Here is a 23,072-nt window from a genome sequence, read left to right on the forward strand (position 1 = left end):
TTCGTTACCGCCCTTTCTTCGTGGCGACACGACCGGTCGCCGGGTCGATGTACTGACTACCCGCTGGTAGTGCGTCATATTCGGCCTTGGTTTTCGGCGCGGCTGGCCCGCGTGCCGTCGGATTGCTGCCACTACCATGCAGGAGCAACTCGGCACCTTGGCGGGCTGGCGGTGCGCCGGTTGCGTCAGCTCCCGGAAGGCCTGGCACTGCGGGACCGGGACCGGCGTTGTCGTCAGGCGCTGCCCCACCACCCAGCAGCGCGGCCAGCTCATCAGTAGACGCGCTGCGCTTGAACGGTTTTCCGTAAGGTCTGTAAGTGCCCGACGCAGCGTCGAATATGTGCCGCTGCACCAGGTTGTCAGGACCGCCCAACGGCTCGTCCAGAGTTTGCCTCGGGGCGGCGACTTTCGGTCTGTCGGCCTCGGCGGCAAGACGCGCTTGCGACTGCGCGAACTGGCTGGCGGACTGCGCTTGTTGCTGTTGAAATTGTTCGGCCATGCGCTGCTGTTGCTGCTGTTGCATCTGCAGCATGGCAGCGCGGTGCTCCTGCAGACCGCCCATGCTTTGGGCTTTCGTGACGGCATCGAGCGGCAAGCCAAGTTCGGCCATCTGGCGACTGAGCGGGTCAAGTTTGGCGAGCAGCTCAGGGTTCTGGAGCGCCGCTTGCTCACGCTGCGTCAGGTCCTGTTTGCGCTGCGCATCCTGGGCACGGGACTGACTCAGGGCGAGGGCGTTTTGCGCCATCGCTTGCTGGTAAGCGGCTTGTTGCTGCTTCGCTTGCTGCTGCTGCATGCCAGCGAAGGCCTGGCCCATGCGGGCACCGCCGCCAGGGTTGCCGGCCTGCGGGCCGCTGGCCATCAGTAACTGTGTGCCAAGCTGGCCGAGCGGTGTATTGAGCCCTGCAAGCCCTGCGTTGATTGCCTCTAATATCGTGGCCATTTCGAAACTCCCCCCGGCACCGGCCGGCGATCAATCAATGCAAAGTGGGTTGAGTCGCGGCCTTCTCGGCCACGGCTTCGGTGATCAGGTCTTCGTGCGCGCCGAACAGCGGCACATACACGGCAGGCGCAGACATCCACGCCGGCTGGGCTAGCGGCGCGACAGCACCGGACAGGCCGTAGTCAGGCAGCCCGAAACCTGCGCTGTCCTGATCGTCGGCAGCGGCCAGCACACAGCCGAGGGTTTTGAAAAGCGGGGCGACGTTGCTCATTGGAATTCTCCAGGCGCGGTGTGGGTGTTAGGGCGGGGCTGACGTTTGGCACGCCGTACCTGGAGCGCTGTCTGGCCGTCGACGAGAGCGGCGCGAACCTTGGCGTCCAGCTCTGGCGTCAATTGGCCGTGGTCACGGGGCACGACTTCGAGGGCACCGTCGATTTCGAACAGGGTGTGGGCATCGTAGAAGCGGGCCATCGGCGATTTCCTCTTACGCAGGTTGGCGCTCAAGGCCACCCGTAGGCGGCACTCGGCGTCTGTCAGGAAACTGGTTTCGTTCAGGATGAAATCGGCGATCTGTGCGAGGTCGTAGGCCTTCGCAGGTCTGCCACCCAGCGGGCTGGCGGACGGCACATCGAAGGCCCCCGGCAGTTCAGCGCGGCGCAAGGTGAAATAGGAGGGGTCGAGCCCTGCGAGGCTGGCCAGCTGCTGCGTGGTGATGATGGTTTGCATGTCCCCGACCTCCCCAGTCAGGTTTCTGGTGAGATCCAGACTACTCCTGATATTTCGATTCGGTCTATAGCTGCGCGACGAACGGTATATTTGTTATTGGACATTTAAACGTTTACGTGATATGGAGAGCGCTAAGCACAGTGTTAAAACAGGCAGCTTTAGCAAAGTTAGCGGCGGAACTTTAAGGGGCTTAATTTAAGCGGGAGGCTTTAGCACAGCGTTCTTAGGCAGATTACGGCTAAAATTTTGCGGGGGAATTTTTGGGAAAATAGGCAGGAGTCTGGATTTTTAAAAAATAGTATTGGGATCTCAGACCCATATACGTGCGTGACGCGCAGCTAAAGAAACGGTACCCGCCACCCCCACCGGGGTCGATTCAGCCGCCCTGGCAGCCCCCTGGCAGCCCAGCCAGCAGCCGTCCCTTCTGCCTCCTCTCTCCGCCTCATCGTCATCAAGTCGAACGATCTGATTGTGTGCGGGCGGGGCGCAATGATTTCAGGGCATGGCCTGTTTTCCTGGGGTTTATTCCCTTTTGTCGGAGTGTTGTCATTTGCATGGACACTTGAACAAACTAATGACAATATGGTTGTGCACACCTACAGATGAGGGTCATGCCATGAACGTTGTTGCGTATCTCCGCGTATCCACCGGGAAGCAGGAGAGCTCAGGCTTGGGCCTCGAAGCCCAGCGTGAGTACATCCACAGGGCGGCAGAGCAGGAGGGCTGGAACATTGTCGGCGAATACACCGACGCCGTTAGCGGATCGGTGCCCCCGCTTGAGCGCACTCAGTGCGGCGTAGCGCTGCGTAGTGGCATACCCCTAGTGGTGGCAAAGCTCGACAGGCTGTCGCGTGACGTCGAGCACATCGCGGGCGTGATGAAGCGCTACAAGTTCATGGTTGCGACCATGCCCCAGGCCGACGCCTTCCAGCTCCATATTTACGCGGCACTGGCGGAGCAGGAGCGTGCGTTCATCCGGGCGCGGATCAAGGATGCGCTAGGGGCGCTGCAGCACCGCGCAGACAGTGGGGATGCAGCCAGCCAGGAAAAGATAGCTCGTCGCTCTGAGGCGTTGGCCAAAGGTAGCAAGGCGCCCACTGCGGCCAGGATGATGGAAGCCAAGGCGCAGCGGGTGGACCAGCACAGGGAGGCAATCAGGCCTCACCTCAAGGCTTGCCTATATGATGGCGCGAGTACGCTGCAAGGGGTCGCGGACTGCCTCAACAAGAAGGGGCAGGCGACCAGTCGAGGCGGCGAGTGGAGTCCGACGACGGTGCGCCGGTTGATGCTGGCGCTGGAGCTTTCGTTCGGCACAGTACAGCGGGCGATGCGGGAGTGACGATGACTGTCTATTCTTCCAGTCAGAAGAGTCTATTAGCCCTGTATTAGCCTAATAAAGAGCTAATACAGGGCTGAAAGTGCCGGAATAGAGCGGTCAGCACAAAAGTCGTTGTTACCTTTATTACCTGGGATGCACTCTGGCGCTTTTACACTTTTACAGCACATATACAACTCGTCTATACGAGTTCATTCGCTATTTTATACTTCTACTACTAGAGAGAGTAATAAAGGTAATAAAGGGGATAATCACCTTGTGCCAAAGCGCTCTGCCCCGGACTCATCCGCTTTTATCACCTGTGCCAGCAGCCCTAATAATTCAGCGGCCCGAGGTAATAAAATTCAGCCCCTTGTGCCAAACAGCGCTAAGAATTCAGTGCTTATAACAATCTAAGCTATACCTATTTCCTGACTCAAAGATCAGATTAGGCGCCGTCACCCACCAAAAGCTGTCATTTCGAGTACCCGAGGCCGGTCACCTTTTCCCAAAGCCCTTCGATGTAGTCCGCCCAGGCCTGCATGGCCAGCCGCCGTTGGTCCAGCAGCTGTGCCCTGGCGTATGTCGCCCCCAGCGCCCCAGGCATACGATGCCCCAGGCAGAGTTCCAGCACGATCGGATCTAGCTTCAGCTCCCCATGGCCTAGGCTGCGGAACGAACTGCGAAAACCATGACTGGAAACGGTGCCACGCTCGTAGCCCAGACCTGTACGTATTCGTACCAGCAGGGTGTCGGCGGAGATTGGCACGCCGAACTTCCCCGACGATGGAAACACCCAGGTCGGTGGGGCAGTGGCTTCGCTGGCGGCGGTTTTACCGAAGGGTGCGGTGTTGGGTATGCCCCTCCTGTTCAGCAGTTGGCTGTGCTCCTGGAGCGCACGCAGTTGGGCGACAGCCTGGTCGGGTAGGGGGACGATCAGGAGTTGTTTGGTCTTGGGCACCACGAAGCGCCACTCGGCCTTCTCGAGGTCTACCTGTTCCCACTTCATGGAAGTGAGTTCGGCGGGGCGCACAGGTAGTAGCACCAGCAACCACAGTGCCGAGATCACGCTGTCGTTGTAGGCTACGAAGTTGTTCAGGCGGCGCAGGAACTCGGCCAGCTCCTCTTCTTTTTCCAGTGCTGCGTGGTGTTTGGTCTTGTGCTTCTTCAGCAGCCCTTCGCGCCCTACGGCGACGTTCTGGCTGACCAGTTCGTGGTCCATGGCGTGGCCAAGGATCATTCGCAACAGGGTCAGCGAATAGCGCGCCATGGTGGGGGAGGCGGCCAGACGTTCCAGAACCGTCCTGACGTGGCGGACAGCGATTTCAGCCACCGGCACATCGCCAACTACAGGGTACAGGTGGTTCTTTAGTGCGCCCCGGTGGCCTGACAGGGTCTTCGGTGCCAGGTGCGAATTGAATTCCAGCCACTCTTCGGCGACCTTTTGGAAGGTGTTGGACTCCCTTGTCCGCTGCTCTTCCTTCTTGGCTGCCTCCTTTGCTGTCTTCGCCCTTAACGGGTGTATTCCCACGGCCACAGCCTCCCGCGCATCTTGTGCCAGTTGTCGTGCCTGGGGGATTGAAACTTCAGGATATTGGCCGACGGCGAGCAACCCCTCTTTGCCGTCCAGTGAGAACTTGAATCTCCACAGTTGTGAAGTACTGGTAACTTGCAAAAATAGACCTTTGATAGTGCCCTCGGAATATTTGCCGGGCTTTTCCAGTTCTTTAATAATGGCCGCGATACTCTCGTCACTGTCGGCCTTGCGCCTGGTTGGAATGTTGGTTGCTGGCATGGGGTATCCGGAGGCTGGGAAAGGGGGTGGATACCCCAAAAGTACCCCATTATTTGGTAGCGAACAACGAAAAAAAGGGGTATGTTGATAAACAATGAAGCGTAAAACCCAATGTATATAGGGGTTTCGGCACAAGATACCGAAATCGCCAGTGATACCGGGACTTCATAATCAAATCCCATACGTGCACAAATAAAGCGCGCACCTTAGCTCAGTAGTTGAGGGGCCGCATGAGCTGACAGGCCTGTAGCAGCAATATAGGAAAAATCCTACAGCCGAAGAAGAATTGGGCTACGTGTCAACTAGGTTTTGCATGAGGAAGGGTGAAAGTTTGCTAGGGGCAGTCAAGAGGCAGGAAGCGTTGGGCTATAAGTTTTAATCTGTATGCTTGTCATGGTTTTAGTGTGTGTGAGTTTTCGTGTTTTTATCATGAGGCCAAGGTCAACAAGTCTCTAAAGTCTGATTGTTTCAATGGCTTGATCAAGTAACCCAGCAAGGGCAATCCATGTTCGTTGGCCATGGTTTTAAGTTTGTCCAGCTCAACGGATGTCAGGCTGCTCAAAAGTATGGCCTGTCTGATCATTCCCCGGTGACTGGCGAACTCGATCAAGTCAAGGCCTGGAAGGTCTGGCAGGCATTGGTCGCACAGAAGAATATCGAACGGTTGCGCAGCCTTGAGCATTTGTTGCAAGGCGCCTTCGGCACTGTCAGTGGTGGTCAGTTGGGTGAAGCCGTAACTCTCGAGCAGGTATTGAGTCGCTCTCAGCTGAAATGGATGATCTTCCACCAGCAATATGTGCCAATCGTGTTTGAACGTAGGAGTTTTCATGCTTCATCTGTCGAGCAGTGGGTGTGCAATTGTTTCGCGAGACGGCCGAACAATCGATCAGTCAGCTCTGCACAAGGTGTAGGGCGATTCTGTCGATGTTGAAATACAGATGAATGTCGAGACATTCGATCAGCCGTTCAGACGTCGCTGACGCGGCTGATCGATGCACTGTTATCCGTGGCTTGAACGACCGGTCATTTCCAGCGCCATTTCACTGGCATAGCTGTCGGTCATGCCGGCGATGAAATCAATCATGCGTAAGAACGAGGTATGTAAAGGGCCATGGGGATCGGGCGCATTGTTGCCCAGCAGGTCGAGTATGCGGCGGTTCTTGAAGGATGGCGTACGACCGTTGTGCTGCTCAAGTGCTGCACCGCAAAAAGCGTTGAGCAGGATTTCCAGGGTGGTGTAGGCGCCGATTTCGTGGAGCGTCTTGCGTTTGTCCTGGAAGATTTTTTTGCGCGCCATGTCCTTGGCATTCAAGACGCAGCGTTTGGCAGGGCCATGCATGTGTTCCACAAGGTCGCCCGGCAGCGTGCCGGCCAGCAGCGCATCCTGTTGCTCGACGAAGGCTCGGGCCGCTGCGTTGGTCAGGTGTTCGATGGCTTTGCCTCGCAGGATCGCCAGTTTGCGCCGACGCGAATCCTGTGGACCGAGCTGGCGATAGGTTTCCGGGAGATCGTCACCCACCAGATCCAGCAGCAGGGACTCGACTTCGGCGTACTCCAGCAACTCCATCTCCAGGCCGTCTTCCAGATCGATCAGCGCGTAGCAGATGTCGTCGGCGGCCTCCATCAGATACACCAGCGGATGGCGCGCCCAGCGCTGTTCCTCCAGTTGGGGCAGGCCGAGTTTTTGAGCGATCTGTTCCAGCAGCGGCAATTCGCTCTGATAACAGCCGAACTTGTGCTTCTTGTACCCCAGTGAGTCGGCGTGCCGAGCAGTCCACGGGTATTTCAGGTAGGTGCCCAGGGTGGCGTAGGTCAGCCGGGTACCCCCTTCGAACTGATGGTATTCAAGCTGGGTGAGCACCCGGAAACCTTGGGCATTGCCTTCGAAATTCAGGAAGTCATTGCGTTCGGCTTCGCTCATTGCGTCTAGCCAGCCACGGCCTGCGGCCTGCTGGAACCAATGGCGGATCGCGTCTTCGCCGGAGTGGCCGAAGGGTGGATTGCCGATGTCGTGGGCCAGGCAAGCCGATTGCACCACCATCCCCAGGTCGCTCGGCTCGCACCAGTCGGGCAGGGCGCCGCGGATGGTTTCACCGACGCGCATGCCCAGCGAACGACCGACGCAGCTGACTTCCAGCGAGTGGGTCAGGCGCGTGTGGATGTGATCGTTGCTGGAGACCGGATGGACCTGGGTCTTGCGCCCGAGACGGCGAAACGCGCCCGAGAAAATGATCCGGTCGTGGTCTTTATGGAAAGGACTGCGGCCGAGCTCTTGCGGGCTGTGCACAGGTTTTCCGAGGCGTTCGCGGGTAAGCAGGGTGTGCCAATCCAAGGCTGGTTTCTCCGTCAGGTGACTGATCTCCTAGCTTCCCGGTTCGCGCCAGTACCTGCAAGGAGAACCAGGGGGGCGTTCTCAATTAGTTTCCACACCGAGGCAGCGCCCCCCTAGAGCCCTGCGGCGTCGATATCGATGAGCAGCAGCCGTTCGCCGTTATCGAAAAACTGCCCTGCAGTGAGGCAGTACTGATTGCTGGTGGCGTCGCGGTAGGTGTTGGAAAGCGTCAGACGACGCTCATCCCAACCCTCGGCCAGCAAGTGATAAAAATACGGGCGCCACGACCAGTTATGGCCCAGGTAGCGGCTATCGGCTTCCCAGCCGTTGTTGCGCCATTCCAGGTTGGGGGTCAACTGCGTGCCGTGGCGGTCGCATTGATAAAATCGCAACACCCAGGGAAACGCCTCCAGTTGCGGCAAGGCACTGAGGGGCGCGCTGGCCTGAGCCCAGGCTTGCAGGATGGCCATCAGTTCACTGAGTTGCTGGCGCATGATCATCAGGCGAGCGCGCTCAGCCAGTTTTTGCTGAACATAACGTTGGCGCAGTTGCGCGAAGCGCTCGACAAAGGCGTCTGTGGCGAAGAAGTCCGCTTGCGCCCGGGCGAACAGAAAACCCTGTACGTAGCGTGAACCACACTCCAGGGCAAAATTCAGTTGAGCTTCGGTTTCCACGCCTTCGGCGATGATCCAGCAACCGGTTTTTTCCGCCATTTGCGCCAGCGCCTTCACCACCTCGCTGCTGGGACCGCCCAACGCGGCGGCCTGGAACAGCCGCATGTCGAGCTTGAGGATGTCCGGTTGCAGAGCCAGTACGCGATCGAGCTGAGAGTAACCTGCGCCGAAATCATCAATGGCGATCCGCGCCCCGGCTTGGCGATAGCGGGCCACGACTTCGGCCAGACGCTGGCTGTCGCCGCCCAGTTCGGTGATCTCGAAGACGATTCGCTGCACGTCGACGCCATGCCTGCTCAGTTGCTTGAGGCTCGGCAGTGCCTGGTCCCGGCGCAAGCGGCTGATCCAGCGCGGGGAGATGTTCAGGCTCAGAAACCAGTCCGAGGGCGCTTCATGCAGACGGCTCAGGGCGTTATCGCGTATCTGGCGATCGAGACGACGCAGGGCGATGGCGGGAGTTCGCGGGTCAGCGAACAGCGGCCCCACCGAGGTCAGTTGACCGTCGGCCTGACGCAGTCGACCCAACGCTTCGACGCCAGCGATTCGGCCTGTGGCGGTATCGATGAACGGCTGAAAGCAGGCGAGCGGTTGCCCGTCGATCACGAGGCCTCCTTAGTAAGGTCTTGTTCTGGATAAACCTGGTCACCCGGTAGGCACGCAGGATCAACCTCTCGATAAAGAGGTTAATCCCGGTGGTATTGCAAGAATGCAGCCAGACAGGGCTGATTTAGTCTTTGCGCGAAGAACTCTGCATGATCAGCTTGATCAGAGGCCCCAACGTGGCGCCCAGGCGAACCAGCCGAGTCAGGCTGCCGATACCGCCGCCCTTGGCACCCTTGCCGGTCAGAAAGCCCAACCCGATTACGGCCGCGATGCCCCAGAGCGGAGCGTGTTTGATGCCGAAGCCGTCTTGCAGGTTCTGCGTCATGTCACGCACCCGTTGCAGGGGCTGCAACAGTTGTTGGGATTCGTGGCGAATTTCCTGGCGATGCATTTCCATGCGCAGGCGGATCAGCGCCTTGCGCATTTCCGTGCGTGAACTGTTGCGGGGGAGTTCTGGCAGGCTCATGGCAACAGGCGCTCCCGATCATTGGCCAACTCTTCCAGGGTGCCATGGAAGGGCGAGGACTCATCGAAAATCGCTGCTCTCAAACGCATCGCACAGAACAACGCTGCGAGGGTATAGAACACACAGAGCCCGATAATTGCTGCCAGGCGATAGGTGTCCCAAAACAGGATCAACACCAGCGTTGACAAGCCCACCAGCAACAACAAGGTAAAGACCAGCGTCAGGCCTGCAAACAGCAACAGGCTTACGGTGCGTGCTTTCTGCTCCTGCAGTTCGATGCCGAACAGTTCGACATGGCTGTGCAGCAATCCAAGAAACGCGGCACCCAGACGCCGCGATGAAGAGCGGGTGCCCGTCGCGGACGAGCCGGATTCATCGATCGCCATATCAGCGCCGAGTGGCCAGCAGACCAATCAGGAAACCCACGCCGGCCGCGATTCCGACCGATTGCCATGGGTTGGCCTGGACATAATCTTCCGTGGCGGTGACAGCCGCTTTGCCGCGCTCGCGCAGGGAGTCTTCGGTCAGCTTCAGGGTTTCCCTGGCACGCAACAGGCTGTCGCGGATCTGCTCACGCAGTTCATCGGCCTGATCACCGGCCAGTGAGGCGGTGTGTTCCAGCAACCGCTCGGTGTCGTTGACCAGTGTCTGAAAATCTTCCATCAGAATTTCTTGAGCAGTCTTTGCCTTGATGCGTGCCATTGGTGATCTCCGTAAGTGGCTTCTGAAGCGTTCGAGTATGAGCCTTGCGCGAAGGTTCAGTACAAATGACTGGTACATCTTTTGCTACGTCGTGGTGCGTCAGCCGGCGCCGTTGCGCTGTTGCCGGGCATGATTTCAGGAAAACCCTAACTCAAACAATCAAAACTCGCGCAGAGGCGGCGGTCTTGTGCGCCAAAGCGGTTCAATCGGATCAGCACTGCGATCCGGTTGAGCTGCAACTTGGTGCGCCGGCCATTTGTGCGAACTGCTTTGGTGCTTTTTTCAGCCTTCAGGTCTGCCAATCCATGGAAAATCTGCAAAGTGCTGTGGACAGTCTGGTCCATAGCTCCAACACGTTGTTCGTCCTTATCGGCGCGGTCATGGTTCTGGCCATGCACGCCGGTTTCGCTTTTCTCGAGGTCGGTACGGTTCGACAAAAGAACCAGGTCAACGCCTTGTCGAAGATCCTCAGCGACTTCGCCATTTCGACCCTTGCCTACTTCTTTATAGGCTATTGGATTTCCTACGGGGTCAGTTTCATGCAACCGGCGGCGGTGATCACTGCCGACCATGGCTATGGGCTGGTGAAGTTCTTCTTTCTGCTGACTTTTGCGGCGGCGATACCGGCGATCATTTCCGGAGGCATCGCCGAGCGCGCCCGGTTTGTCCCGCAGTTGTGTGCGACGGCGCTGATCGTGGCGTTCATCTATCCCTTCTTCGAAGGCGTGGTCTGGAACGGCAACTTCGGTCTGCAAGCCTGGTTGCTGGAACGCTTCGGCGCCAGTTTCCATGACTTCGCCGGCTCCGTGGTGGTTCACGCCATGGGTGGCTGGCTGGCACTCGCGGCGGTGCTGTTGCTCGGGCCGAGGCAAGGTCGTTATCGCGACGGACGACTGGTGGCATTCGCACCGTCGAGCATTCCCTTTCTGGCGTTGGGGTCGTGGATCCTGATCGTCGGCTGGTTCGGCTTCAACGTAATGAGCGCCCAGACCCTGCAAGGGGTCAGCGGGCTGGTGGCGGTGAATTCGTTGATGGCCATGGTCGGCGGCACGGTGGCGGCTCTCATCGTCGGGCGTAATGACCCGGGCTTCCTGCATAACGGCCCGTTGGCCGGGTTGGTGGCGATCTGCGCCGGCTCCGATCTGATGCACCCGGTGGGCGCGTTGGTGACCGGTGCCATCGCCGGGGCACTGTTTGTCTGGTGTTTTACCGCGGCTCAAGGCAAATGGCATATCGACGATGTGCTGGGTGTCTGGCCTTTGCATGGTCTGTGTGGCGTCTGGGGCGGGATCGCTTGCGGCATTTTCGGTCAAACCGCTTTGGGTGGTTTGGGGGGCGTGAGCCTGACCAGCCAGTTGATCGGCACCTCTTTGGGGGTCGTCGTGGCGCTGGCCGGCGGCTTCGCGGTATACGGCGTGATCAAGGCGCTCCATGGTCTGCGCCTGAGCCAGGAAGAGGAGTACTACGGCGCGGACTTGTCGGTGCACAAGATCGGTGCCGTGAGTCAGGATTGAGTCACCGTTCTTCATCGTCGGCGCCGGGGTAAAAACCGTGCAGCAGGCGATAGCGGTCATGCCGTACCTGATCGACCCGGTCTTGCACCTGCTGGCCGGGTATGCCCAGCATGATCAGCGCATGGGAGGCGAGCATCAGGCTCGACTCCAGCAACTCGGGCACGACTTCGCTGGCGCCGGCCGCCTTCAACTCGGCCAACTGACTGTCGTCCCGGGTGCGCACCAGGATCGGCACGGTCGGGTTGAACCGGCGTGCTTCCTTGAGTATCAGCAGGGCAATGTCCGTCTTGTCCACGGCGACCACCAGCAATCTGGCGCGCTCCAGCCCTATTGCGATCAGCAACTCGCCACGGCGTGAGTCGCCGTAATGAACACCGCTTTCATTGACGGCAGCTTCCTGAACCCGCACCGGGTCGGTGTCCAGCGCAATGTAAGGTTGATGGACATGACGCAGGAAGCGCCCGATGGACTGACCTACGCGACCGTAACCACAGATCACTACGTGATTGTGCAAGCCGGCGTTGAGCGCGCTGACTTCTTCGAGTTCGGCTTCTTCGTTGGGCTTGCGGTGCAGGCGGGCGGCGACGTAGGGAGCGGCGCGCAGCAGTAAAGGCGTTATCAGCATCGAGCAGAAAGTGGCGGCCAGTAGCAGGCCGCCGAGGTCGGCGGGCATCAGTTTGTTCTGCTGCATCTGCGCCATCAGGGCAAAGCAGAATTCGCCGCCCTGAGCCAATGCCAGGCCGCTGCGCCAGGCGGTTTCGCCATCGCTGCCGCGCCATTTGACCAGCAGCGCGACCAGGGTGCCTTTGATCAGCAGCAACCCCAGCGTCAGACCGAGAATCAGCAGGCCGTGGCTGGCAAACAACTGCAAGTCGATCAGCATGCCGATACTGACGAAGAATACCCCGAGCAGGATGTCGCGGAACGGACGGATGTCCGCCTCGATCTGATGCCGATAGTGGCTTTCCCCCAGCAGCATGCCGGCGAGAAAGGCGCCCAAGGCAGGGGAGAGGCCGAGCAGGTGAGTCAGCCAGGCTGTCAGCAGAACGATCACCAGCGCCAACAGCACGAACAATTCCGCGGACCGGGCCGCGGCGACTTCATGGAACAGCCGTGGCAGGCACCAGCGACTGACCAGCAGCAGACCGGCGAATAGCACTATCGTCTTGCCCAGCGTCAATGGCAGAGCCCAATACCAGGACTGGTCGCTGCTGCCGGCGAACACCGGAACCAGGGTCAACAGCAGCACCGCGACCACGTCCTGGAACAACAGCACGGCAATGGCATTCTGGCCGTGACGGCTGAAAATCTCGCCCAGGCTGCTCAACTCCTTGCTGACAATGGCGGTAGACGACAGCGCCAGACCGGCACCGAGTAACAGGGCCGGTGTGGTGGGCATGCCGAACAGCATCAGCAAAGCCCCCAGCACGATCCCGGAACCCAGCACTTGCAGGCTGCCCAGGCCAAATACCACCTGGCGCAGTGCGAGCATTTTCGACAGGGAAAACTCAAGCCCCAGGGAGAACAGCAAAAACACCACGCCCAATTCGGCCAGGTCGGGCAACTCTTCGCTTTCATTTACCCAGTTGAAGGCTGTCGGCCCGATCATCAGCCCCACGCACAGATAGCCCAGCACCGGTGGCAATCGCAGACGCTGGAACAGTGCAATCACTACCAGGGAGGAGGCGAGGATGATCAACAGGTTGGCAAACACAAAAAGCTCCGGTGAGGGTTCTGGCTACCCAAGCGTAGAGGCAAAAAAGAGGCGAGCATCGCGCAAATGACAGTCGAGGCGAATGATGTGCGTCAGGAGTTTGCCGAAATCTCTTGAAATCAGCCATTGCTCAGACACTTGGGCCATCGACTCGACGGCTTTTGATCGCGGGCCTAGAATGAGCGCTTACTTCGTTTGGTCTTGTCGTCATGCTTCCTGAATGTCGTCTGTTCGGCACCCTTGGTTGCCATCTTTGTGAAGTCGCCGAAGCACTTCTGATGCCCTTTGTCGAAAACGGTTTGCTGGTGGAGCTGGTGGATATCGCTGACGACGAAACGTGGTTCGAAGCTTACAGTCTGCGTATTCCGGTGTTACGGCGGGTCGATACCGGCGCTGAGTTGGGCTGGCCGTTCGATGCCGACCAGGTGGTGGCGTTCCTGCGCTAACCCTGACGCTGCTGGCGATGCCCCACCCGTCGCGGTCTTGTTTCATCCATTGGCGAAAGGTTGGTTATTCGGTTACTGTATGTTCATACAGTAACTCGGATTGCCTGCCATGCTTTTCTCTGTTTCGGGTTTGGCAGCCGATCCCGGAAGTCAGAGGGATGAACCTTGGTAAATGTCGAACAATTGAAGAACAGCGTGAACCGGATGTCGGCGGACGTGGTACGCGAGGCTGTCCTCGAATTACGTCTGGATGGTCTGGTCACGGAAGGAAAAACGCCCTTCAACAAACTGCATTTCAATACCTGTTTCGCCGAAATCGAAGCCTTGTTCCAGCGTGCGGGTTATCACCGACAACTGGATGTTGTGGGCTATCAGGGGTTGCTGTATGCGCTTTATGATCCGGGGCGCTGGGAAGCGGTCGATGTGCTGCGCTGGCTCAAGGAGTTCACCGAAGCGGCTGCCCGGACGCAGTCGATACCGGCCTGAAGATTCTCTTCTAGGTTCGTTCCGGCCACTGTTGGATAATGCCGCCCTGCATTGAGGGTTAGAGCTTTTCGTATGTCCACTTCATCTTTTTCGGCTGCGCACAACCAGGCCAGTACGCTCTATCTGCCACCCGGTCCGTGGCAGACCGTATTCGATTGCCTGTGCGAACATTTCAGCGCCATCGGTCGTGAACAATGGCTGGACAGAATCGCTCGCGGCCGCGTCCTCGATGGGCAAGGTTTGCCGATCGGTCTGGACCTGGCTTACAAGGAAGGTCTGCGGATTCATTATTTCCGTGAGGTACCGGACGAAAAACCGATCCCGGTGGTGGAGTCGATTCTCTACGCCGATGAGCATCTGGTGGTGGCGGACAAGCCGCACTTTCTGCCGGTGACTCCGGCAGGGGAATACGTGGAGCAGACATTGCTGCGACGGCTGATCCGTCGTCTGGATAACCCGCATCTGGTGCCTTTGCATCGCATTGACCGGCATACGGCGGGGCTGGTGCTGTTTTCAGCCAACCCCCAGAGTCGTTCGGCGTATCAGTCATTGTTCCCTACACGGCAGATTGAAAAACGCTACGAAGCAATTGCCCGGGCGTTGCCTGAACTTTCCTTTCCATTGGTCCATAAAAGTCGACTCATCGATGGCGAGCCGTTCTTTCGCATGCAGGAAGGTCCGGGAGCGAGCAATACCGAGACTGCCGTCGAGGTCAGGGAAAAAAACGGTGAGCTCTGGCGTTATGCGCTTTACCCGGTGACGGGCAAGAAACATCAGTTGCGAGTGCACATGGCTGCCCTGGGTGCCGGCATCTGCAATGACCCGTTCTATCCGCAAGTGCTCAAGGATGTAGCAGACGACTATGCCAACCCCTTGAAGCTGCTGGCTCAGGGATTGCGATTTGTCGATCCGGTCACTGGGCAGGAAAGAGAATTCGAGAGCACCATCACCTTGCAGTGGTGATCACAGGTGCTGGCGATCCTGCTTTTCTTCAGCCATGAAAAAGCCCGCTTTTATAAGCGGGCTTTTCTGTATCCGGTATCCGGTTGTCGTCGCAAAGATTACAACTCTTTAACGGTACGAACCTGATCCTTATTGACGCGGGTGTGTTTGCCATCCAGCTGTTCGAACTCGTAAAAGCCCGACTCTTTATCGTACTTCGGCGCGTCGACGGCCTGGATTTCTCGACCGTCATTCAAGGTGATCACTGCAGGCGATGCGCAACCGGCGAGGGTTGCAAGGCCCAGTGCAAGCATGAAAGTGGCGAGGGTCCGTTGGGTCATGGGTGTGTCTCCGAATGGAAATTCTTTTGGTTACCGAGCTTGAGACGTATACAACGCGCGCAAGTTCCTTCGAGTGTCAGTCTGACACAGTGCGGTGTGTGCTTAACAGTTCCGGCGTGTTGAGGTTGGCCAGGCGTGGGTCATTGTCGGGGCACAGCAGGGCTGTGGCGCCCAATTTGCGCATAAGGCGGCCCGGGCTGCGCTCGCCTTCGCTCCAGGCGGTCTCGAAAGACGCTGAAAGAGCGACGGGTATTATGCACAGCAAGGGTTCCCAGTGTTCGCCATGGCGCAGCATCAGTGGTTTGTCCGGATGCTGCGCGGCGGCTTCACGCATGCTCTGGAGCAGTGCGGCATCGATGCGTGGCACATCGCAGGGCAGTACCAGCAGGTGAGTGTGGCGGGCAGCCTTCAGACCTGCGCGAATACCCGCCAATGGCCCGGGAAAATCGCCTTCGTCGTCATGGACCAACTGATCCGCATAAAGCGCATATTTCTCCAGGTTTCTGTTGCAGGAGATGATCAGGTCATCACTCAGCGAGCGCGTCTTGAGGTGCAAATGTGCAATCAGCGGCTCGCCGTGCCATTCCAGCAAACCCTTGTCCTGACCGCCCATGCGTTGGCCTCGCCCGCCGGCCAGGAGCAAAATGGAACAAGGCGGCAGAGGTGTATTCGAGGTCATCGCACTTCTCCATGAGGGCGGCGAAAAAATGAGGTGCTGTGATATAACACCGGGCTGTTTCTCCTACAACTGGACGAGCCTATGAAAGCCAAGGCTGATGTACCTTTCGCACCGCTCAACATTGCGGTGCTGACGGTCAGCGATACCCGTACCCTGGAAACCGATACCTCAGGCCAGGTCTTCGTCGACCGCTTGAGCGCTGCCGGTCATTACCTGGCGGCCCGGGTACTGCTCAAAGATGACCTCTACAAAATTCGCGCGCAAGTCGCCAACTGGATTGCCGATGAGGTCGTGCAAGTGGTGTTGATCACCGGTGGTACCGGGTTCACCGGTCGCGACAGCACGCCCGAAGCCGTGAGTTGCCTGCTGGATAAGCAGGTCGATGGTTTTGGTGAGTTGTTTCGGCAGATATCAGTGGCGGATATCGGCACCTCGACGGTTCAGTCCCGGGCTTTGGCCGGTCTGGCCAATGGCACGCTGGTTTGCTGCTTGCCGGGCTCGACCAATGCTGTGCGCACCGGCTGGGATGGCATTCTCGCCGAGCAACTGGACTCCCGGCACCGTCCGTGCAATTTCGTGGCCCATCTGAAACAGGCGGCACCCTGTGAATCCCGCGGGTAAGCCAGGCAAGACGGGCAGTCTGATGGCTGTCGAGGTGGCACTGGCGCGTTTGCTGGAGTTGGCCGATGCATCGAGGGTGCGCGAGCACGAACGCTTGCCGTTGGCGCGGATTCAGGGGCGCGTACTGGCCGCTGATCTGGTCTCGACACTTGATTTACCACCCTGGCCCAACAGTGCCATGGACGGTTATGCCTTGCGCCTGGCTGACTGGACAGGAGAGCCGTTGGTGGTCAGTCAGAAGATTTTTGCAGGCCAGGCTCCGGAGCCCTTGAAGCCGGGTACCTGTGCGCGGATTTTCACCGGCGCGCCTGTGCCCGCGGGTGCCGACTGTGTCGAGATGCAGGAGAACGCCGAGGTTCAGGCGGATGAGCGGGTACGTTTCACCGAAACCATGACCTCAGGACAGAATATCCGCCCACAAGGTCAGGAAACTACCGTCGGTGAGCTGATCTTGCCCGCAGGAACGCGCCTGGGGCCCATCGAGCAGGGGCTGGCGGCATCACTGGGGTGCGCTGAACTGGACGTGGTTCGCAAGGTTCGTGTTGCGGTCCTGTCTACCGGGGATGAATTGGTTGAGCCGGGTCAGGCCCTTGGGCCAGGACAGATCTACAACAGCAATCGAGTGTTGCTCTGCAACTGGTTGCAGTGCTTGGGCTGTGAGGTGATCGATGCCGGCATTCTTCCCGATGATTTGGCGACCACTCGTGCCCGCCTTGGTGAGCTGAAGGAAGTCGACCTGATTCTCTCGACAGGGGGGGTATCGGTGGGAGAAGCCGACTTTCTGGGCATTGCATTGCGGGAAGAGGGCGAGCTGACCCTGTGGAAGCTGGCCATCAAACCAGGCAAACCGCTGACGTTCGGGCATTTTCGCGGCGTGCCTGTGATTGGCTTGCCCGGCAATCCGGCGTCGACCCTGGTGACTTTTGCTCTGTTGGCAAGGCCCTACCTCTTGCGTCGCCAAGGCGTAAAAGAGGTTGACCCCCTGAAGTTTCAGGTGCCTGCGGGTTTTGTCTGGCCAAAGGCTGGTAACCGACGTGAGTACTTGCGCGGACGTCTGGAGAATGGCCGGGCAATCATCTACAAGAATCAGAGCTCTGGCGTACTGCGTAGTGCTGCCTGGGCTGACGGTCTGGTTGAAGTGCTGGAGGGCCGTACGCTGATCGAGGGCGATTGGGTGAGCTTCATCCCGCTGAGCGAAGTCTTGAGCTGATACCTGCCTTGGTTTTGCCACGCAAGTCCGGTTGATCGAGTGGGGCTTGCGTGCATCGCTACTTCTTAATGAGCCAGAAGTGTCACCACCTGGTCGAAGCGACTGTTGGCGACCCAGGCCAAAAGTCCCAGGACAACGGCTGTTCCGCCAGCTGAATAGGCGAGCCTGTGTTTGATGGCTTTGACGTCTCCGCGGACTTCATCCATGTCTCTTCGGATGTATTTGAGGTGTGTCTCCAGTTCAATGATGCGAGGTTCCATATCGACTTCTCCGGTGGGCTTTGCGCTGTTTTTGAGTTCAGCCTGATGATTGGCGCGATTGTCTGTGAACGGCGCGACCGGAGTGACCGGTAGTCTGATGTCATGGCTTTGCATGGAGTGAATGGCTCCTTGCGTTAAAACCATTCAAGTGGCCGATGCCGTTGTTACTTGCGCTTTCCGAGGCCCTTAAGGGTTTTCCATTCATTGTTTGCACGTCCTTGTGTAATTCCTTGGTGATGACTGATAACCGCTGACACAACGGTGTACCAATCGCCTTGGTGGGTCAATTGAGCCGATTCCTCATGTTTTGTAAGAAAAAATACCGCCCTGTAGGACTCAAGTTTCCTTCCCCCGGAAATAATTGAAATCCTTGCGACTTTTATGAAGGGCTGTGAGGTCAACATATCGCATACGGATTCCAGATAGGGGAGTGGCAAAAATGAGCGAGCGCAAGGCGCTGTTGATTCTGCATGGCAAGCAGGCACTCAATGAGCAGGTCCGTGCAGCCGTTGAAGGCAAGCGTCAGCAGGGCTGGGAACTGGCTGTTCGACTGACCTGGGAGGCAGGTGACGCACAGCGGCTGGTGGAAGAAGCGCTGACGGCAGGCTATACGCAGCTGATTGCCGGTGGCGGTGACGGAACCTTGCGTGATATCGCCGAAGCCATGGCGGCGCATCCGACGCAGGCCAGTCTGGTGCTTCTACCCTTGGGCACCGCCAACGATTTTGCTCGCGCCGCCGGTGTGCCGCTGGAGCCCGCTCAGGCGCTGGAACTGTTGGAGACTGCCCCGCAACTCATTGATCTGGGGGAGGTCGGTGGGCAGGTTTTCCTGAACATGGCCACGGGCGGCTTTGGCAGTCAGGTCACGGCCAACACTTCCGAGGATCTGAAAAAAATCCTTGGGGGTGCGGCTTATCTATTCACGGGTTTGTCGCGTTTCAGTGAGTTGCATGCTGCCTGGGGCGAGCTGCAGGGACCGGATTTTCACTGGCGCGGCGAGCTGTTGGCATTGGGCATCGGTAACGGTCGACAGGCTGGCGGTGGTCATGTGTTGTGCCCGCAGGCACTGGCTGACGATGGTCTGCTGGATATCAGTATTTTGCCCGCCCCCCAGGAAGTGGTCGGTACCTTGAAAGATCTGCTGACCGATGGCTTCGGAATCGACAACATGTTTGTGAGAGCCCGTTTGCCATGGGTCGAGATCAAAGTCTCGGAGGGCCTCTATATCAACCTTGATGGCGAGCCCCTGGAGGGCGATAGCCTGCGCTTCTCTGCGCGTGCGGCGGCATTGCGTGTGCATTTGCCAGAGAACTCGCCACTGCTGAGCACTTCGCAAACGGCTAGTCGTCGAGACTGATGATCTGCTCACGCACGGCGAACAACACCAGGCCGGCCACATCGTAGATCTGCAAGCGCTTCATGATCTGCGAACGGTGGGTTTCAACAGTCTTGATGCTCAGGCCCAGGCCATTGGCGATTTCCCGGGTGGATTTTCCGCGAACAATCAGTCGCAGGATTTCCAGCTGACGTGCCGTCAGGTTGTGCGAGTCCTGGGTTGGCACCTGATTTTTCTGGGTTCGGGTCAGCGCCTGGTTGATGACAGTGTGGGCGATGGCCGGGCTCAGGTAGCGTTCGTTGTTGCGCAAGGCTTCCAGGGCATGTTCGAGCTCGGTGGCCGTGGTGTCTTTGAGCAGGTAGCCATGAGCCCCTGATTCCAATGCCTGCATGATCAGCGCAGGGTCGGTGTGCATCGACAGGATGAGCACTTTGCACTGCGGGCGTACTCGTTTGAGCCGCTGCAAGGCTTCAAGGCCGCCAGTTTCCTTCATGGAAATATCCAGCAGGATGATGTCTGGGGACAGTTGCTCGACCATCTCGACTAACTGCGAGCCGTCATTGGCCTCGCCGATGACCGCATAGCCGGGAATATCCAGCACCAGAGCGCGTACGCCAGCCCTGATAAGTGAGTGGTCGTCCACCAGAAGTAAGTTACAAGTCAACGCATAACCTTATTGGTACTGGCCCGTTCAAGCGAACGGGGCGCCCAGGGGAAGAGTGCTTCGATTTGAGTGCCTTTGCCCAGCTCGCTGGTCACGGTCAGTGTGCCGCCTAACTGATCGATCCGTTCTGACATCCCGGCCATTCCGCGTTGCCCCTCACGACCGGGGTCAGCCGCTGGCGCGAAACCCAGGCCATCGTCGCTGATCAACAGTGCCAGGCCCTGGGGCAGGCGTTGCAGGCGGACCAACAGATTTCTGGCTTCGGCATGGCGCAGTATATTGGTAACCGCTTCTTGAGTGATTCGAAAGGCTGCCACCGCCATTTCCTCTGGTATGCCTGTCAAGCGTTGATGGCATTCCAGGCTCCAGTGCAATGACGTATTGGCCAGGGTCCTGAGTAAATGCGCGCGCAGACTGGCTTCCAGCCCGAGACTGGTCAGCTGCCGTGGATTCAGGATGGCCGACACATCACGAACCTTGGTCAGGGTTTCATCCAGCGTATCGCAGAGTACCGAACACTGATCCTGTAGTTCTTCGGGCAATCGACGTTTGAGCCATTCGCTTTGAAGTTTTGCGGCGGTCAGCAACTGGCCGATGTCATCATGCAGTTCCCGACTGAGCCGGTGGCGTTCGTTTTCCTGAACTTCCAGCAGACGGTCAGCGAGTTCTTGAGGCTGAAACTTTATCGATTTGCGCGAGAGGCGATGCCTTACCCAGACGCAGGCCAGTGCCGCACAATTGAGCACCAGCAGACTCACCGGTAGAGGCATGGACAAGCTGTAGACCAGCAGGCTGCCAAGCGCCGAGCAGGTACACACTAAAAGCGTGAACCGGCGCGCGTTTTTCCGGGAGGGTGGCCACAGTGTGATTGACTTGAGGCTGGCGTACATAGCGGATGGAGCCAATGGATGTTCGCTGCGGGCAGACCGGCCATAAGGGCTGACGGGTCTCTGAGTGGAAATCTGTTGTATGAGTCGCCTTCAATGGCCGCGAAGCAGTGCTCGAAATACAGCCTTCAACGTTATCGGGCTGTTTTCGTCTGGAGCCAGTCTGCCATTAATTGACGTCAATGAATGGGCGGCATAATACCACTTAAGATACCGTTGGTCGCGTTCGGTATATAGGTCTGCACAGTCGGGAAATAACGTTTTTGGACGGTGGTTCCATAATGGAAAGACTTTTGTTTCTTACCATCGAAAGATATCGAGTGTGCCAGGTGTTTTGTTTTTATTGACAGGCACTATCTGAAGTCGAGGCTGGGGTAACTATTTGTTTCGAGCAGCCGTCGACAGGGATGAAATATTCAATGGCGGCCTGAACACCCTCAAGTTAAAGGGCGGCATTATGGTAATAAAAATACCCACGGGCTGGTGAGTTTAAGCTTGCCGTTCCGAGAACGAAACGAGCCTGAACGGCTTGAAGTGGCAGAGCGGCTGAAACTGGCTTTGTCCCACTTGAAATGCAAACGCTTCAATCAGGGAGGTCTGTTCACTGTCATCAAGGCTGAGTTGGCCGGTAGTTTGGTCGATGAGTTCGAGTTGCCAGGCCATTAATGTGAGGCAATCCTTGAGCGCATCCAGGGCCTCATCGTGCAGGTCCATCTGGTTCTGGGCGTGGCTCAGCAATCCATGAATATGCAGCGAGAATTCCGAAACCGCTGCCAGTGCCAGTGCCTCGGCCTTGCTGGCCAGTTTGAGAAGGCTGCTGAGCATGCAATCGATAGCGTCCTTGTCATTGCTGATCAACTGCAAATGACTCAGGCATTCCTCGGATTTGGCCAGGAGTGTTTCAGCCTCGACGAGAAACTCTGGAAATTGCTCAGCCCACTCTTTAGGGTCAATCGGCATGCTTATCTCCACAACGTCATGTCAGATGAGGGAATGTCGTGTGTGTCGACGAAAACGTTACGTGTCCGGTGCTGCAAAGCCTTCGTGAGATCACGCTCCGGCAGGCTTGGGCATCGGCTGGGGAACTTGAGAGGGTGGATGGCCACTGACCTTCGATCGCACACAAAAGCCTGACTCCGTTCATGCAATGAGAATGGCGTCACATTAATGGCTATTGGATATTGCGAATATCAGGTTGGGCCTGATTGTGCATAGGGGAATCCCTTACGCAGGGGAACCTAACGTGCAGACCTAGGTCGCGTCGCCGGGGATGAAGCTGATGTAATCACGAAGCCAGTAAAGCATGATGTTAATGTGACATCAACGCTTGATCGTGGCATTTTGTCTGGGGGTCAAGATCCGGCAAGAACAGCCGATAACTCCCTTTAGTGAATTCATCAGAACAAGCCCAGGAGTCATTAATGGCCGGCATTCTCGACACGGTAGACCAACGCACGCAACTGGTGGGTGAGAATCGCCTGGAAATTCTCATGTTCCGGCTGGCCGGACGGCAATTGTTCGCGATCAACGTCTTCAAGGTCCAGGAAGTACTGCAGCTGCCGAAGCTGACCCTGATGCCGCAGCGCCATCCCTTTGTCTGCGGTGTGGTCAACCTGCGTGGCCAGACGCTGCCAGTGATCGACCTGTCCCAGGCCATCGGCATGCGTCCGCTGGTGCCAAGCCCTACCAGTACGATCATCGTCACCGAGTACAATCGCTCGGTGCAGGCGTTCCTGGTCGGTGGCGTGGACCGCATCGTCAACATGAACTGGGAAGCCATTCTGCCGCCGCCGACCAGCGCCGGCCGCCAGCATTACCTGACCGCCATCAGCAAGGTCGACGATCAGTTGGTGGAAATCATCGATGTCGAAAAAGTCCTGGCCGAAATCGTTCCGTACAACGCCAAGGTATCGCGCGACAAACTCGACGATCCGGTTCTGGAGCGCGCTCGTGGTCGTGAAGTGCTGTTGGTGGATGACTCGAACGTCGCCCTGTCGCAATTGCGCGACACCCTGGGGCAGTTGGGCGTGAAGATGCACATCGCCAGCGATGGCTTGAAGGCTCTGAACATGCTCAAGGCCTGGGCTGATACCGGCGTGAACATGACCGACAAGCTGCTGATGATTTTCACCGATGCGGAAATGCCGGAGATGGACGGCTACCGCCTGACCACCGAAATCCGTAACGACCCCCGTTTGCGCGGCCTTTATGTGGTCCTGCACACCTCGCTGTCGGGTAGCTTCAACGACTCGATGGTCAAGAAGGTCGGCTGCGACAACTTCCTTTCCAAGTTCCAGCCCGACAAACTCGTCGACGTGGTGCGTCAGCGCCTGATGCTCGACGAAGTGCCTGCCTGATAGCGATTTGGAAGAGCGCGGTGGCAGGGTTTGGGGCTGCTGCGCAGCCCAACGGGGGCAAG

General features: G+C 58.0%; 26 protein-coding genes. 9 read left to right on the forward strand and 17 right to left on the reverse strand.

The window, feature by feature from the left end:
* Positions 1-4: 4 nt before the first annotated feature.
* Genes QMK51_RS09130 through QMK51_RS09140 form a run of 3 tightly spaced genes read right to left on the reverse strand, consistent with a single transcriptional unit; the run spans position 5 to position 1,666 of the window.
* On the reverse strand, positions 5-940 hold the full coding sequence (locus QMK51_RS09130) for a hypothetical protein (RefSeq protein WP_320393804.1): 936 nt from the start codon (positions 938-940) through the stop codon (positions 5-7).
* Positions 941-974: 34 nt separating this feature from the next.
* Positions 975-1,211, reverse strand: a complete 237-nt coding sequence (locus QMK51_RS09135; RefSeq protein ID WP_320393805.1) for a hypothetical protein — start codon at positions 1,209-1,211, stop codon at positions 975-977.
* A complete protein-coding gene (locus QMK51_RS09140) occupies positions 1,208-1,666 on the reverse strand; it encodes a hypothetical protein (protein WP_320393806.1) in 459 nt (152 codons plus the stop codon). Before QMK51_RS09140 ends, QMK51_RS09135 begins: the two co-directional genes overlap by 4 nt.
* Positions 1,667-2,282: 616 nt before the next feature.
* Here QMK51_RS09140 and QMK51_RS09145 point away from each other — a divergent pair.
* Positions 2,283-3,005 (forward strand): recombinase family protein, encoded by a 723-nt coding sequence (locus QMK51_RS09145; RefSeq protein WP_320393807.1) that lies wholly within the window; start codon positions 2,283-2,285, stop codon positions 3,003-3,005.
* 451 nt (positions 3,006-3,456) lie between these two features.
* On the opposite strand, the gene QMK51_RS09150 is transcribed toward QMK51_RS09145, so the two are convergent.
* From QMK51_RS09150 to QMK51_RS09180, 7 genes are all read right to left on the reverse strand, one after another.
* A complete protein-coding gene (locus QMK51_RS09150; RefSeq protein WP_320393808.1) occupies positions 3,457-4,776 on the reverse strand; it encodes a tyrosine-type recombinase/integrase in 1,320 nt (439 codons plus the stop codon).
* A gap of 427 nt (positions 4,777-5,203) precedes the next feature.
* Positions 5,204-5,605, reverse strand: a complete 402-nt coding sequence (locus QMK51_RS09155) for a response regulator (RefSeq protein ID WP_320393809.1) — start codon at positions 5,603-5,605, stop codon at positions 5,204-5,206.
* A gap of 171 nt (positions 5,606-5,776) precedes the next feature.
* Positions 5,777-7,108, reverse strand: coding sequence for a deoxyguanosinetriphosphate triphosphohydrolase (locus QMK51_RS09160; protein ID WP_258699824.1), 1,332 nt, complete (start codon positions 7,106-7,108; stop codon positions 5,777-5,779).
* Positions 7,109-7,221: 113 nt separating this feature from the next.
* On the reverse strand, positions 7,222-8,385 hold the full coding sequence (locus QMK51_RS09165; RefSeq protein ID WP_320393810.1) for an EAL domain-containing protein: 1,164 nt from the start codon (positions 8,383-8,385) through the stop codon (positions 7,222-7,224).
* Between the two features lie 124 nt (positions 8,386-8,509).
* Complete coding sequence (locus QMK51_RS09170) at positions 8,510-8,851, reverse strand: hypothetical protein (protein WP_258699826.1); 342 nt, start codon at positions 8,849-8,851, stop codon at positions 8,510-8,512.
* Positions 8,848-9,237, reverse strand: a complete 390-nt coding sequence (locus tag QMK51_RS09175; RefSeq protein WP_258699827.1) for a phage holin family protein — start codon at positions 9,235-9,237, stop codon at positions 8,848-8,850. Before QMK51_RS09175 ends, QMK51_RS09170 begins: the two co-directional genes overlap by 4 nt.
* A 1-nt stretch (position 9,238) precedes the next feature.
* The gene (locus QMK51_RS09180) at positions 9,239-9,553 is read right to left on the reverse strand and encodes a DUF883 family protein (RefSeq protein WP_258699828.1); all 315 of its coding nucleotides are present in this window, start codon (positions 9,551-9,553) and stop codon (positions 9,239-9,241) included.
* Positions 9,554-9,858: 305 nt separating this feature from the next.
* Here QMK51_RS09180 and QMK51_RS09185 point away from each other — a divergent pair, with 305 nt between their 5' ends.
* Entirely contained in the window at positions 9,859-11,067 is a 1,209-nt protein-coding gene (locus QMK51_RS09185; protein ID WP_320393811.1) for an ammonium transporter, read from the forward strand.
* 1 nt (position 11,068) lies between these two features.
* On the opposite strand, the gene QMK51_RS09190 is transcribed toward QMK51_RS09185, so the two are convergent.
* Complete coding sequence (locus tag QMK51_RS09190; RefSeq protein ID WP_320393812.1) at positions 11,069-12,781, reverse strand: monovalent cation:proton antiporter-2 (CPA2) family protein; 1,713 nt, start codon at positions 12,779-12,781, stop codon at positions 11,069-11,071.
* Positions 12,782-12,990: 209 nt separating this feature from the next.
* Between QMK51_RS09190 and QMK51_RS09195 the strand changes: the two genes are divergently transcribed.
* The 3 genes from QMK51_RS09195 (at position 12,991) to QMK51_RS09205 (ending at position 14,676) form a co-directional block, all read left to right on the forward strand.
* The gene (locus tag QMK51_RS09195; RefSeq protein WP_320393813.1) at positions 12,991-13,227 is read left to right on the forward strand and encodes a glutaredoxin family protein; all 237 of its coding nucleotides are present in this window, start codon (positions 12,991-12,993) and stop codon (positions 13,225-13,227) included.
* A gap of 165 nt (positions 13,228-13,392) precedes the next feature.
* The gene (locus QMK51_RS09200; RefSeq protein WP_007895054.1) at positions 13,393-13,713 is read left to right on the forward strand and encodes a hypothetical protein; all 321 of its coding nucleotides are present in this window, start codon (positions 13,393-13,395) and stop codon (positions 13,711-13,713) included.
* Positions 13,714-13,785: 72 nt separating this feature from the next.
* Positions 13,786-14,676, forward strand: a complete 891-nt coding sequence (locus tag QMK51_RS09205; protein WP_258699832.1) for a pseudouridine synthase — start codon at positions 13,786-13,788, stop codon at positions 14,674-14,676.
* 98 nt (positions 14,677-14,774) lie between these two features.
* Here QMK51_RS09205 and QMK51_RS09210 read toward each other — a convergent pair whose 3' ends face one another.
* The gene (locus QMK51_RS09210) at positions 14,775-14,996 is read right to left on the reverse strand and encodes a YgdI/YgdR family lipoprotein (protein WP_258699833.1); all 222 of its coding nucleotides are present in this window, start codon (positions 14,994-14,996) and stop codon (positions 14,775-14,777) included.
* A 76-nt stretch (positions 14,997-15,072) separates the two neighbouring features.
* Positions 15,073-15,675, reverse strand: coding sequence for a molybdenum cofactor guanylyltransferase MobA (gene mobA / locus QMK51_RS09215; protein WP_320393814.1), 603 nt, complete (start codon positions 15,673-15,675; stop codon positions 15,073-15,075).
* An 81-nt stretch (positions 15,676-15,756) separates the two neighbouring features.
* Between mobA and moaB the strand changes: the two genes are divergently transcribed.
* Together moaB and glp are read left to right on the forward strand one after the other, a co-directional pair.
* Positions 15,757-16,296: a molybdenum cofactor biosynthesis protein B gene (gene moaB, locus QMK51_RS09220; protein WP_258699835.1), complete on the forward strand. Its 540-nt coding sequence runs from the start codon at positions 15,757-15,759 to the stop codon at positions 16,294-16,296.
* Positions 16,280-17,506 (forward strand): gephyrin-like molybdotransferase Glp, encoded by a 1,227-nt coding sequence (gene glp, locus QMK51_RS09225; protein ID WP_320393815.1) that lies wholly within the window; start codon positions 16,280-16,282, stop codon positions 17,504-17,506. The genes moaB and glp overlap by 17 nt, the downstream gene beginning before the upstream one ends.
* A gap of 65 nt (positions 17,507-17,571) precedes the next feature.
* Here the strand turns inward: glp and QMK51_RS09230 are convergent, their stop codons facing one another.
* A complete protein-coding gene (locus tag QMK51_RS09230) occupies positions 17,572-17,880 on the reverse strand; it encodes a hypothetical protein (protein WP_258699837.1) in 309 nt (102 codons plus the stop codon).
* 325 nt (positions 17,881-18,205) lie between these two features.
* Between QMK51_RS09230 and yegS the strand changes: the two genes are divergently transcribed.
* Entirely contained in the window at positions 18,206-19,123 is a 918-nt protein-coding gene (yegS, locus tag QMK51_RS09235; RefSeq protein WP_320393816.1) for a lipid kinase YegS, read from the forward strand.
* Here the strand turns inward: yegS and QMK51_RS09240 are convergent.
* The 3 genes from QMK51_RS09240 to QMK51_RS09250 all read right to left on the reverse strand — a co-directional run bounded on the left by QMK51_RS09240 (position 19,107) and on the right by QMK51_RS09250 (position 21,613).
* Positions 19,107-19,766 carry a response regulator transcription factor gene (locus QMK51_RS09240; RefSeq protein WP_258699839.1) on the reverse strand — a complete coding sequence of 220 codons (660 nt, stop codon included), beginning with the start codon at positions 19,764-19,766 and terminating at the stop codon, positions 19,107-19,109. The genes yegS and QMK51_RS09240 overlap by 17 nt on opposite strands.
* Positions 19,763-20,656 carry a sensor histidine kinase gene (locus QMK51_RS09245; RefSeq protein ID WP_320394494.1) on the reverse strand — a complete coding sequence of 298 codons (894 nt, stop codon included), beginning with the start codon at positions 20,654-20,656 and terminating at the stop codon, positions 19,763-19,765. The genes QMK51_RS09240 and QMK51_RS09245 overlap by 4 nt, the downstream gene beginning before the upstream one ends.
* 486 nt (positions 20,657-21,142) lie before the next feature.
* Positions 21,143-21,613, reverse strand: a complete 471-nt coding sequence (locus tag QMK51_RS09250; protein WP_320393817.1) for a hypothetical protein — start codon at positions 21,611-21,613, stop codon at positions 21,143-21,145.
* A gap of 461 nt (positions 21,614-22,074) precedes the next feature.
* Here QMK51_RS09250 and QMK51_RS09255 point away from each other — a divergent pair, with 461 nt between their 5' ends.
* Positions 22,075-23,010 (forward strand): chemotaxis protein CheV, encoded by a 936-nt coding sequence (locus QMK51_RS09255; protein WP_018929995.1) that lies wholly within the window; start codon positions 22,075-22,077, stop codon positions 23,008-23,010.
* Positions 23,011-23,072: the final 62 nt, after the last annotated feature.

Origin of the sequence: Pseudomonas sp. P9_31 (assembly GCF_034008235.1) — a bacterium.
GTDB lineage: Bacteria > Pseudomonadota > Gammaproteobacteria > Pseudomonadales > Pseudomonadaceae > Aquipseudomonas.